The sequence below is a fragment of the Coleofasciculus sp. G3-WIS-01 genome, assembly GCF_040223135.1.
Lineage (GTDB): Bacteria > Cyanobacteriota > Cyanobacteriia > Cyanobacteriales > Coleofasciculaceae > Coleofasciculus.
In genome coordinates, this window is sequence record NZ_JAVJZI010000254.1 from 1 (window position 1) to 12893 (window position 12893).

The 12893-nt window shown below is 45.0% G+C and carries 9 protein-coding genes and 1 pseudogene; 5 read left to right on the forward strand and 5 right to left on the reverse strand.

Annotation, left to right across the window (positions count from 1 at the left end):
- The first annotated feature begins 442 nt into the window (after positions 1 to 442).
- Positions 443 to 706 (forward strand): hypothetical protein, encoded by a 264-nt coding sequence (locus RIM23_RS27035; RefSeq protein ID WP_446371058.1) that lies wholly within the window; start codon positions 443 to 445, stop codon positions 704 to 706.
- A gap of 30 nt (positions 707 to 736) precedes the next feature.
- Here RIM23_RS27035 and RIM23_RS27040 read toward each other — a convergent pair.
- Together RIM23_RS27040 and glgA are read right to left on the reverse strand one after the other, a co-directional pair.
- Positions 737 to 1993 (reverse strand): annotated as a pseudogene (locus tag RIM23_RS27040) (tetratricopeptide repeat protein); the annotation flags it as partial.
- Between the two features lie 358 nt (positions 1994 to 2351).
- Complete coding sequence (gene glgA, locus RIM23_RS27045) at positions 2352 to 3827, reverse strand: glycogen synthase GlgA (RefSeq protein WP_446371060.1); 1476 nt, start codon at positions 3825 to 3827, stop codon at positions 2352 to 2354.
- 161 nt (positions 3828 to 3988) lie between these two features.
- Between glgA and RIM23_RS27050 the strand changes: the two genes are divergently transcribed.
- On the forward strand, positions 3989 to 4684 hold the full coding sequence (locus RIM23_RS27050) for a potassium channel family protein (protein WP_446371062.1): 696 nt from the start codon (positions 3989 to 3991) through the stop codon (positions 4682 to 4684).
- Between the two features lie 150 nt (positions 4685 to 4834).
- Positions 4835 to 5410, forward strand: a complete 576-nt coding sequence (locus RIM23_RS27055) for a Uma2 family endonuclease (protein WP_446359517.1) — start codon at positions 4835 to 4837, stop codon at positions 5408 to 5410.
- Between the two features lie 109 nt (positions 5411 to 5519).
- Here the strand turns inward: RIM23_RS27055 and RIM23_RS27060 are convergent, their stop codons facing one another.
- Positions 5520 to 7100 carry a cation:proton antiporter gene (locus RIM23_RS27060; RefSeq protein ID WP_446359520.1) on the reverse strand — a complete coding sequence of 527 codons (1581 nt, stop codon included), beginning with the start codon at positions 7098 to 7100 and terminating at the stop codon, positions 5520 to 5522.
- A gap of 74 nt (positions 7101 to 7174) precedes the next feature.
- Positions 7175 to 7552, reverse strand: coding sequence for a DUF1823 family protein (locus RIM23_RS27065; RefSeq protein WP_446371064.1), 378 nt, complete (start codon positions 7550 to 7552; stop codon positions 7175 to 7177).
- A gap of 545 nt (positions 7553 to 8097) precedes the next feature.
- Between RIM23_RS27065 and RIM23_RS27070 the strand changes: the two genes are divergently transcribed.
- Complete coding sequence (locus RIM23_RS27070) at positions 8098 to 8970, forward strand: DNA adenine methylase (protein WP_446371066.1); 873 nt, start codon at positions 8098 to 8100, stop codon at positions 8968 to 8970.
- Between the two features lie 304 nt (positions 8971 to 9274).
- Here the strand turns inward: RIM23_RS27070 and RIM23_RS27075 are convergent, their stop codons facing one another.
- On the reverse strand, positions 9275 to 10927 hold the full coding sequence (locus RIM23_RS27075; protein ID WP_446371068.1) for an alpha-amylase family glycosyl hydrolase: 1653 nt from the start codon (positions 10925 to 10927) through the stop codon (positions 9275 to 9277).
- Positions 10928 to 11299: 372 nt separating this feature from the next.
- Here RIM23_RS27075 and RIM23_RS27080 point away from each other — a divergent pair, with 372 nt between their 5' ends.
- Positions 11300 to 12751: an efflux RND transporter periplasmic adaptor subunit gene (locus RIM23_RS27080; protein ID WP_446371070.1), complete on the forward strand. Its 1452-nt coding sequence runs from the start codon at positions 11300 to 11302 to the stop codon at positions 12749 to 12751.
- Positions 12752 to 12893 lie beyond the last annotated feature (142 nt).

Below are 12893 nucleotides of genomic sequence, written 5' to 3' on the forward strand. Positions count from 1 at the left end.
ATCGGTAACATTCTCCATACACCTTATCTTATTCTCTCATCCCATTTGGCTATTCAGCATTGAGATAGGGAAATATGAATCGTTGAACCGTAGGGGCGCACGGCGTGCGCCCTCATCTTACCGATGTGCGCCCTCATCTTACCGATGTGCGCCCTCATCTTACCGATGTGCGCCCTCATCTTACCGATGTGCGCCCTCATCTTACCGATGTGCGCCCTCATCTTACCGATGTGCGCCCTCATCTTACCGGCGTGCGCCCTCATCTTACCGATGTGCGCCCTCATCTTACCGGCGTGCGCCCTCATCTTACCGGCGTGCGCCCTCATCTTACCGATGTGCGCCCTCATCTTACCGATGTGCGCCCTCATCTTACCGATGTGCGCCCTCATCTTACCGATGTGCGCCCACCCATGGTGAATGAGCCTTTGATACTCATCAACGAGTGTTTGATACTCATCAACGAGTGTTTAATACTCGCCAACGAGTGTTTAATGCTCATCAACGAGTGTTTGATACTCATCAACGAGTGTTTGATACTCGCCAACGAGTGTTTGATACTCATCAACGAGTGTTTGATACTCATCAACGAGTGTTTAATGCTCATCAACGAGTGTTTAATGCTCATCAACGAGTGTCTGATCCTCATCAACGAGTGTCTGATCCTCATCAACGAGCCTTTGATACTCGCCAACAAGCAAAATCGTAGGGTGCGTTAGCGAAGCATAACGCACCATCGCTAGTTTGCGGTTAAATTAGGCGCAGGTTGGTAAAGAGCGCACGTCGGTGCGCCCCTACGGGGATTGTTGGTTATCCGGTGGAACGCCTGTAATCGTAAACGCCGCCCAATAATAGGGATGTTTATATGGTTTTTCTTGCTGCTTTGGGCGCTGGGGAGATAGGTAATCGTGAAGGTATCGGGAAATAATGCATGGATAGGAAAGCGGTGTAAGTCGCGGTGGGGAATCAGAATTAAATTGTGAATGTGAGCACTGGGATTGGTGATGGATTCGGGATTCAGTTGAGTTAAAATGGCGGGAATATTGAGGATATGCTGTAATTCTTCGAGTAAGTTAGGCAAATTATCCTGCCAAGATTTCCCCAAATCTGGCTCCCCCTTTTCAAAGGATCGTTGCTCTTGCTCCCCCCTTTGGAGATCCCCCTCCCGTCCCCCTTCAAAAGGGGGAAGCCAGGGGATGCTTCGCTTTTTTTGCACGGGGGGCTGGGGGGGATTCTTCCGATAATCCTGATAACATTCATCCCAGGTTTTAATCCAATCCTCTAAGGGTTTAATCCCCCTGACTTCCCCCGACGCGGAGAGAGGCGCATCAATAATAATCGGATTTTCGCTATTGTGTTTAATAATAAATGTAGTCAGGGCATTTGGACTCAGATGCCAATAAACAATCGCGGTTGTGGAATTAGCGAGGGATTTAATCTGGCGATAATTGGGACTAAGCGTGGTTTCCTTTCGGGCATCAAGTATCCAGGTGAGATAGAGATTCTTATTCATCTCGACGGCTTTTAATGCCGAGATAGGTTCACCTTCTTCGACTAAAACATCGACCCGCATTTGGGAGAAGGGGATAAATTTAGCTAGGAGTTGGCGTTTCTGGACTGTGGATTTTTGACTATTTAATAGCGTCTGGAATACCTTTAAGCCTTGGTTGCGCCATTTCTTGGCTTCTGTTTCTTGGTTTAAGCTCAATAAGACGCGAATTAAGTCTTGGAGAACCTCTAAATGCTGTTCAGGATAAGCGTTTGGGGTGAGGGTAATCAAGGCTTGGTGATATTCGGTTACGGCTTTATGCCAATAGTGGCGGTAATTGCGCTGGTACTTGCCTTGTTCATAGTAATTGGCGATCGCTTCTTTATGTTCTCCTAATTGAAACAGCGCCAAACCCCGGTTGAACCAAGCTTTGTAGTAATCAGGTTTGATTTGAATGATTTTGTCCCAAGATGCGATCGCTTGTTCAAACTGTCCTAACTCAAAGTATTCACATCCCCTAACCCCTTCTCCATCCCCCCTAACCCCCCTTTTAAAGGGGGGAAGGGAGAAGGGGAACCATTACTGTTTTGCTCCCCTCTCCCAACCCCCCTCGTTCCCCCCTACGAGGAGGGGGGAGGACTAAGGATGCTTCGCTTTTTTTGCACGGGAGAGGGGCTGGGGGTGAGGGGTTTTAGTTAACATCAATATTACGCATCTCTTTGATGTCTGGAGACGATTCAATCGGTGATATAGCGCTTTCTTTTTCTTTTAATTTATCCATCGCCACACCCCAGTTTTACCAGACTAATTGGCAATCCGCTATCTCCCTCATCTCCCCCTCACCTCACCACTGATTCAGCAACCCCTATTGATGTCGGATCATCTCATAAATTTTCACATACTTAGATACCGAAGTACTCCAGGAGTAATCATACGCCATACCTTGAAGTGCCAATTTACGGAACTCTTCAGGATAGTCATACCACAATCCCAACGCCCGATCCATCGCGGATTCTAACGCATAATAATCGGTGTGACTGAATACATACCCATTGCGTTTTTCCATGGGGTGATTCGGGTCGTGATCTCGGTCAAACACCGTATTTACCAGTCCCCCCACGCTCCGCACAATTGGTACGGTTCCATACTTTAAGCCAATGATCTGAGTCAGTCCGCAGGGTTCGTAATTACTAGGCACCAGAATAAAATCTGATCCGGCATAAATCAAATGAGATAATTCTTCATTAAAGCCCAGCTCCAAATGGACATCAGGATTATCATTTAAGTAGTATTTCTCGTGCCAGAACCAGGAATTAATTGCCGCCGCTGTTGCTGAACCTAATAAAACGAATTGAGCGCCCTTGTGGAGTGAATAGTAGATGGCGTGATGGACGAGATGAACTCCTTTTTGATCATCTAAACGACCAATAAATGCCACAATCGGTTTATCGACATCCTGTAGCAGTAGCTGTTCCCGTAACGCTTTTTTATTTTTCGCTTTGTCTTCAAAGGTATCTGGGGCGTAGGGATAGGGAATATAGCGGTCTTGTTCCGGATTCCAAAAATCATCGTTAATGCCGTTGAGAATCCCGGTAAACTTATCCTGATGCAAATGTAAGATATGACCTAACCCACATCCTATGGGCGTGAAACGAGCTTCCCAGGCATGATGAGGAGAAACAGTTGTAACGGCATTAGAGTACACAATACCGCCTTTCATAAAGTTTATGGCAAAGGGATTAAAATTATCTTTCAAGCGATCATCCTGAAAATAATAGGCTTCCTGATTCAACCCGGTTGCCCTAAGAATCTCATTTCCCCCCATTCCTTGGTGCTTAAAGTTGTGAATGGTGTAGCATACCCGTTGATTCCCCATGCCATGATATTTGTAGATCTCAAAGAGCATGACTGGGAGTAAACCCGTCTGCCAATCGTGACAGTGGATGACATCAGGACGTTTATTACTCTGCAGTAGAAACTCTAAAGTGGCTTTACAAAAGAAAGCAAACCGCATGTTATCGTCATCACAACCGTAGTAGCAGCCCCGATTGAAGAAATTATCTTGGGAATGGGGTTCGATAAAGAAACAGACTCGTCCATGCACCCAACCACAATAGACGGAACAGTGAATCGCTGCACCATACCAGGGTACCCATAGATTAATATAAGCATCATGGAGTCCCCAGATGTGGTCATAGCGCATGTTGTCGTATTTGGGCAGAATCAGCTCGACGCAATGTCCCTGAATCTCTAACTCCCGGCTTAGACCATATACCACATCCCCTAAGCCTCCGGCTTTGATTACAGGGGCGCATTCAGAGGCAACCTGGATAATGTACATTCCGCTTCCTCACTTAATTATCCCGTTTATTTAAACTAAGATGTTGTACCATTTTTAGTTAGCCTCTGTCATCCGCTAAGAGTGTAGAGACGCGCCATGGCGCGTCTGGAAGATGGGGGAGCAGGGGGAGCAAATGACAAAGGACTAATGACAAACGAATAATGTACGTATTAATCGGCGGCGCGGGATTAGTGGGGTTGAGTTTAGCCCAGCAGTTAGTAGAATTAGGACATACGATCGCGATTATTGATACAGATCCTACAGCTTGTCGGTATGCTCGCGAACAAGTGGGGGTTATGGCATTTGAAGGGAGCGCCGTCACTACCCAAGTGCTACTCGAAGCTGGGATTCGCAAAGCCAATGCAATGGCGGCGGTGCTGCGAGATGATGCTTTGAATCTAGCAATGGTTACTCTGGCTAAACACTATGGTGTTCCCCATATTATTACTCGCATCCGCCAACGGGATTTTAAAGAGCCTCTACGCATTGCGGGCGCTCATCATATCATTAGCACCGTTGACTTAGCTGTCAATCGCATGGTCAACGCGATAGAATATCCGGAAGTGGAATCGATTATGCACTATAAACAGGGTCAAGTGGAAGTATTTAAACTTGGGATACCTGGAGAGTCGGATGTAACGGGGCGTACTGTGACTCAAGTGATTCAGGATTCTCGGTTTCCTGTCGGTTCTTTAATTATTGGCTATCAACCTCATCCCCATGCAGATTTAGTGATTCCCAATGGTAATACGGTGCTCGAACAAGGATCAACGATACTTGTGGTGACAAAAGCGGAACTGTTGCACCAAGTCATCAATTTTTTAGGGGTTGGTTCTAAACTTGCGCCGCTCGAATAGAATGGGGAATGATATCATGTCCGCCCAAACAGTTATTATTCCCTTGTACCTTGCAACCTTCCTCCTTCCCTTGGAGCCCTCTGCCCTCTGCCTTCTGAAAGCCTTCTGCCTTGTCTCCACCGATAGTGTAAGTATTCCACCGGACATGATATGACTCAAGCCCAACTCAGATTTTCCAGCTTTGACGACTATTTGTCCTATAATGACGGGACAGACAAGTTCTATGAATTGTACAACGGAAAGCTGATCGAAGTGCCACCCGAATCCGGAGAAAACGTTAGCATTGCCACCTTTTTACTCTTACAGTTTGTTCCCCTCGTTGGTTACTTGCGCGTGAGAAGTCAAGGATTAGAACTGGAAGTGCGCGGAGAACCCAGAAATCGCTATCCAGACTTAACAATTATTCGAGAAGAACATATTGCACAACTACAGCGCCGCAATACAATCCGGCTATCTATGCTTCCCCCACTGCTTGTCATTGAAGTCGTGAGTCCGGGTGAACTCCAGCGCGATCGCGACTACATTGCCAAGCGGCGACAGTACGAAGATTTGGGTATTCCTGAATATTGGATTGTAGACCCTCAAGTTGAATGCGCGGTCGTGCTAACCCTACAGGATCAAGTTTACCAGGAGGTGGGCATATTTCAGGGAGATAGTCAAATTGTCTCACCTACGTTTCCCGAACTGAACCTCACCGCTGAAACCCTGTTGAATGCCGGTCATTGAATCCGCGAGAGGCAATTATTAACCAGGATAAGGGCGGGTTTTGTTGTACAGTTATCCGTTAGATGTATTACGTTTGCCTCTAAACCCGCCCCTACAGTTTCGTGCTGCACTAATCATCTTCTAGCTTTAACAACTGCTCATCAATCTTTTTAATCCGCTCTTGCACCACAGCTTCCGATAGAATCCGCTTCCGCAGGGCGTCTGTTAACGCTCCTTTTTCTGCTAAGAGTAATTGCCGACGAATCGCTTCTAATTTCGTGCGATCGCGCCGATTTTCTGGTGAGTCTTCTGAACGCTGATTATAGATTTCCCGCAAGGTTCTATCAGCCGTGGCGACTCGCAGTTGATAGGAGGCTCGCATTTCTTCATAAATCGATTTCGGTAATACCCCAGTTTTCAGGAGACTGTCTAATTCATCTTGTGCCGCTTTAGCCGTCATCAATTGAGCTTGCAATTCTTCAATTTGCTGATAGGATTCTGAACGATAAGATAACTTCAAACGCCGTACCACCCAACGTAAACTTAGCCCCTGTCCCACCAAAGAAATTAAAACAATGCCTAAAACGATCGCAATCAGAGTTTCTCGTCCCGGCAAATCAGCAGGTAGACTCAAGGCTAGGGCGGTGGAGAGTGAGCCTTTAATATTACCGGCAAAGAGGATATGTCGCCAACGTACTGGAATTGGTTTATCAAAAAAACGCACCCAGGATAGCAAGGGATAAACAGTCAACATTCGCCCAACTTGATAAGCAATTAAGGCTAAAAAAACAGCGGGTAAAGTTTGCCACAGGGTAATTACGTTTATCTCTAAGCCAATCAGTAAGAAAATAAACGTATTAACGCCAAATCCGGCATATTCCCAGAAGCTAAATAAAGTAACTTGATTCGAGGCGGATGTCACCTGTGAATGTTCAAAGTTGCCCACAATGAGTCCCGCTATTACCACAGCAACTACACCCGACACATGCAAAACCTGTCCCGTTTGGAATGCGCCTAAAGCCAGAGCCACGGTGAGTAAAATTCCCCCCAAGGGATCTTCAGTTTTGCTCAATAACCCAATACTCAGATATCCCAACGCCGCGCCAACTAAAGCACCACCAATGAGTACGAATAAAAATTCTTGAACGACATCCAGCGCCGATAATGCTCCCGTTTCATGAATTGTCAAAATTAGACTAAATAAGACTAACGCGACATCATCGTTGAGCAGGCTTTCTCCCTCAACTAGAGTAACCAATCGGTGGGGAACCGAAACCTCTTTAAAGACAGCAATGACTAAAGCAGTATCGGTAATGGATAAAATTACACCTACCAGTGCAGCGGGTATCCAATCTATACCTAACTCAAATTTCAATAAAACTGAGGTAATCCCCGCACAGAGTAAAACACCAGGTCCGGCGAGAAAAACAATGGGTTTAATCGTGCTGCGGAGGCGAGAAATATCGGTATTAATTGCGGCTTCAAACAGGAGAATCGGTAAAAAGAGATTAAAAATCAGCGCCGAATCCAACCCGACGCGACTGGGTAAGAGTTCCGTAATCGCTAATCCGGCTAACACTAAGCCCGTAATGTAAGGGATACGGAATCGGCGCGAAATCAAAGCCACTCCTGTGGCGACTAATAACAGAATAATCAGGAAACTGACAAGTTCTGCTACATTCCCCTCACCCTCGCTGACGGGAACATTCAGGAGGATGCGATCGCTAAACCATTGCCCAAGGTTGGTTAATATTAAGCTGGTGATGCTATTCGTGCTCAGTAAATTCACTCTTGGCTCAATCCCGTATCTTTCATGTAACTTAACAGCCAATTTGCAGCGGTGGCTCGACGTGTCTGTCTCGGACCAAATTCGCCGATTTTATAGCCTTTAAATCCTAACTGTTCTTTCAATAACTGTTTATTTTCCTTGGGAATCGAACGAGTTAGTTTAACTGTGGCGAGACGACTCTCGATAAAGTTAGGCGGTTCCGGATAGTCCTGTTGCCATTCCGGAGGTACATTGGTACAATTCCATTGGTTCGTTTTTTGGTCATAACGATAACCCAAATAGTGCCAGACGAGTTGATTTACGGTATCATCATCCAGTTCTTCATTCAAGATTTGCCAAAGGGTTTCGGTATTGAGTGGAGGAAGTTGAGACATCAGTTTAAGAGTTTTGAGTTTTGGGTTTTGAATCTGTAGGGGCGGGTTTGACGACTATCGTTTCTGGGCTTACCCAAATGCGATTAAACCCGCCCCGACTTTACCCTTAGCTTTTCGGGCATAGTTTTGATCGGCTGATTTGGCGCTAGCTATTGATGATAATGTTACCTCAAAACCCGCCCTTGAGTTAAATAGTTTTGAGTGTAGAGACACACCTGGGCGCTCGATTTAGCTAAAAGACTTGATGCTTGGCTGTTGGCAACTATCTTCTATGGCATAAATTCTCTTTCCAGAGAAGATAAGTTTAAAACAGTAAATCAAGTCAATACTATAGGGACAATAGTATAAGTTAGCCTTTCTGGAGAATTTGCTGAAGAAGAATGTAGATTAAATTGGCAGTATTGGCAAGGGGTGTAAATTAAAGATTTATGGCGAGATATATTTCGTTGATAAAGTATTTCAAGCTCATTAAATTAACAATTATAATATGCCCATTTAGGGTACAATATGTACTGTTAGAGATTATTGGTTGTGGACTGCAAAAAATGGCATCGACAAATAAGGGAAAAAATAAATCAAAAAACCTAGTAAAACCTTTCTTAAAGTGGGCGGGAGGGAAAAGACAGCTAGTTCCAGTAATTCGAGAAAACCATTTACCTAAGAATTACGATCTAAATCGGCATACCTACTATGAGCCTTTTGTGGGTGGAGGAGCGCTCCTTTTTGCCCTGCAACCCAAAAAAGCTGTGATCAATGATTGTAATGCCGAACTGATGAATTGTTATAAAGTGATCAGAGACTCGTTAGATGAACTCATTAATGATTTAGATAATCATGAAAATGAAAAAAATTACTATTATGCGGTTAGAGATTGGGATCGTGATCAAAGTTTTGAAAATAAGACTTCAGTCGAGCGAGCTTCAAGAATTATATTTTTGAACAAGACCTGTTACAATGGTTTATTTAGAGTGAATTCTCAAGGTCAGTTTAATGTGCCTTTTGGTAGATACAAAAAACCTAATATTTTAGAAGAAGCTGTGTTAAAAGCGGTCAGCCAATATTTGAACACCAACCAAATAGAACTGTTAAATCTAGATTTTAAAGACGCTGTTCAAGGAGCAAATAAAGGAGATTTTATTTACTTCGATCCACCTTATGATCCCATTTCTGATAGCGCTTCATTTACAGGCTACGATGTGAATAAATTTAATCGAGATGAACAAAGGAGATTAAAAGAAACAGTTGATGAGTTGAACCGTCGAGGTTGTAAATTTTTACTCAGTAATGCTTACACGGATTTTATTGTCGATTTGTACCGTGACTACAACCAAACTAGAGTATCTGCGATTAGAGCGATAAACTCGAATCCCAGTAAAAGAGGTAGAGTGGATGAAATTTTGGTAAAAAATTATGAATAACTCACGAGGAGAAACCGAAAAAACGAAGAATGATGTAGCTTGGGAGAAAATATTTCAAGACTATTCAGTCTGACGTTTGACCGGGCGAAGCATTCGCGACGGCAATTTAGCCGTCAAACCGAAAAATCTGGGCGCGAATGCTTCGCCCCTACGAATACGAATGTTACGAATGTTATGAATGCGTGAATTTTGGCGATCGCTAACTGCGGTTTGCTACTTGATGTTGACAAAAATTTAAATGTTATTCATAAAAATAAGGTGGGCAATGCCCACCCGACAAAGACGCGATCGCGGATTAGATTCCTTACTGCCAGACAAATACTTTGGCTTCGTATCCGCCAAGATCAATGGTTAAATTATTATCGTTGGCTTCCACCTCATAGTTACCTGTCCACTCGTGCCAAATGCCATTTTCAGGAAAGTTGGAAAGAGTATATCCAGCGAGGAAATTATCAGAAAAATTGGCAACGACAGCAACACGGGAGCCTTCATCATTCCAGCGCACATACGCTAGAACTTTGGCATCTGCATCTTCAAAGAAGAAATTAATGTTCTCAGTATAGAGAGCATTATTGTTTTTTCGCAGTCCGATTAACCCCTTATAGTAGTCCCACAACCCGCGATTATGATCATTACCCAGTAGTTGCCAATCAATCTTTCTGGATTCGATAGATTTCGGTTGATATTCCCCAAACTCTTCACCCATCCACAGCAAAGGAATACCAACTGCTGTCATTAAAAAAACAGCTCCTAACTTGAGCCGTTTGAAGGCTTCTTCATCAAAGATTTCCTGATTCGCCAAATCAACCATCAGGCGTTCGTGATCGTGATTGGTCAAGTAATTTACAACATTAGTCGTTCCTAGGTAGCCTTGACGCTTACAATCAATCACATCCTTAAGGGATTCTAACTCAAACCTTTCACCACAGATGTGAGGTTTAACAGTGTGGTAAAAGCTATCATGCCAGCAACCATCCATGGGTCCATCAACATTGGTGATGCTGGGATTGTCGGGGATGTATTCGGCAATATTGTAAAATGGTTTTGCCCCTGCCGTTTTTTTAGCCTCTTGGACAATCCAATGCATAAAGTCGTAGTTTGCCATTTGCCGCGCCGCGTCGTAGCGAATGCCATCAATATGATATTCAGTGATCCAGAACCGAACTACATCACCGATAAACTTCCGCGCGGGGTAAGTCTCTAGATTTTCGTCGTAATGTTCGTAGTTAAATTCGGGTCCCCAGTTGTTATCCGGGTCACGGGGAGAGTTATGATACCAGTAATCGTGGTCAATTTGGGTGAGAGGGCTTTCCGATTCTGAGTGGTTATAAATCCCGTCCATGATTACCCGAATTCCTTTGCCATGACATTCGTCTATCAGATGTTTCAATTCATCTGTAGAACCATAGCTAGACTCAGTAGCAAAGAAATAGCGAGGATTGTACCCCCAACTGTAGTCACCGGGATATTCTTTGATAGGCATTAACTCAATCGCATTAATTCCCAATTCCACCAGATAATCTAACTTTTCAATAACATGCTGGTAATTCCCCCGTGGATAAGGATCATCTTCGCCACCGGAAAAGTCACCGACATGCATTTCATAGATGACTAATTCATGGTCAGGAGGTAATGGTTTATCATCATGCATCCAAACGTAAGTATCGACAATTTGTTTTCCATCTTTGATCCGCACGACGCAATTCTGAGTCGGATCTTCAATATCGGTAGCGTAGGGATCATTGACCTCTACCCATTGATCAGGTTCAAAAAACCAAGATTTGGATTGAACCCGGAATTTGTACTTATAAATACCATCTTCAAGTTCAACAGATGTGCGAAAATAGCCCTGCTCATCTTTCTCCATGGGAATGTCTTCCCAATTTGAGAAAGAGCCAATCAATGATACTCCTTCGTTGTAAGGAGCAAATAAAGCAAATTCAATGGGAGCAGCCATTTAATTGACCCCCTTAGGGTGAAGTAAGGATTATTTCAAGATGATGCTTATCGTAAGGGGTATTTTCCAGAGATAGCTATCTAGCGGAAGATAGATCTTGCAATCCCTTGGTTATTGTTATTGCCTTTTATCGTCTTTTTAAGGTTGATGGGTTCTAGTGCAAGAAGGCAGAAATAACGCCAACAGCTACTATCTCCAGACGTGCCATGGCACGTCTCTACACCCCTTCCCCAGCTTCAAGAGCTTGATACACCCGACTGGAGGATATATTTTGTTCAAGTCTTAAGTAATATAAAAAAGTGAGGACAGGTTTACCCCTCCGGGCTGGCGGCATCTGCGTCAAATCAGAATTTCCATCATCAAAACACAACTATGGCATCCTCCGACTCCCAAACATCTATCCCTGACCCTTCCAACCAAGCGTGGGAATCCTCGGATTCCATTATCTCTGAAGCCGACCAACCCATGGGAAAATCGTCACCCACACCAAAATTATGGCTGGGATTGTTATTCACCGTTTTAGTGTTTGGTGGTGGTGGTTGGGCGGCTTGGCATTTTTTACGGCAAAACAACTCACCCCCAGCCGCCCAGCAACCTCAGGGTGTCCCCGTGAAACTGGAACAGGTGCAACCGAGTACGCTGGAAGAAAGTTCTCAGTTTGTGGGTACCTTAGAGGCAAAACAAAAGGTTGAATTACGACCTGAAGCTGCTGGTAGAATTACCCGAATTGTGGCTGCATCAGGCGATCGCGTAGAAGCTGGCGCTTTAATTTTACAACTGAAGCCGGAACGGAGTGAAGCCGAACTCAGAAGTGCGATCGCAGATGTGAGTGCCCAAACGGCTACCCTGAATAATGCACAAGCCGAAGTTAGAGCCGCTCAAGCCGATATTGCTCGTCTCAAAGCGGAAGTGGGGCGTCAAGCGGCTGAAGTGCAAAGTCGAGAAGCAGAATTAGAACTGGCGCGGGTAAACTATCAACGGGCAGAACAGTTAGTATCTCAAGGGGTTCAACCTAGACAAGAACTAGATGATAAAACACGCGATCGCAATCAATCCATCGCCGCCCGTGACGCCGCAGCCCAAGCCTTAGCCGCCTCTAAGGAAGCCCTGAATGTGGCACAACAACGAGTCCAAGCCGCCCAAGCCACGGAAGCCAGAGTCGCCGCCAACCTCTCTAGTGCGAGGGCGGATGTGGAAGTTAGGCAAGAGGAGTTGCGATTTAATCGCGTTGTCGCCCCGATTGATGGAGTCGTTGGGGATATTTCCGTCAAAGTGGGAGACTATGTAAATGTGGGTGATACCCTAACCACCATTACTCAAAACCAAACCTTAGATGTAGAAATCCCCATTGACGAACAGCAAAGCCAGAGGGTGCGCCAGGGACTCCCCGTTGAACTGCGAAACCAAGGCACCCCAGCCACCGAACCCCCCATTGCTACCGGGCGGATTAGCTTTATTTCACCGCAAGTGAATAGAGATTCCCAAACCCTCTTGACAAAAGCCACCTTTTCTAATCCAAATGGTCGCCTGTACGATCAGCAGAAAGTGGATGCACGAGTCATCTGGGAAAAACGCCCCGGTGTGTTAATTCCCGTCAATGCCGTATCTCGTCTAGCTGGGAAACCCTTTGTCTTTGTCGCCCAACCCCCAGAGGAAGCCAAACCGGGCGCCCCTGAACTCATCGCCCAGCAAAGACCCGTGACATTGGGTAATATTCAAGGGAATCAATACCAAGTCCTTGAAGGTATTGAACCCGGAGATAGAATAGTTGTCTCAGGTATCCTCAATTTATCCGATGGCGCTGCGATTATTCCAGATTCTTAGTTATTTGTCATTTGTCATTCGTCCTTTGTGTTTCGTAACTATTCCTTATTTTTGGGTTCTCGGGTTTGGGTGAAGCATTTGGGAAGAAGCATTGATGTGACAGTGACAACAGATAGTCCCCCAAATGCTGTTTGGGTGAAGC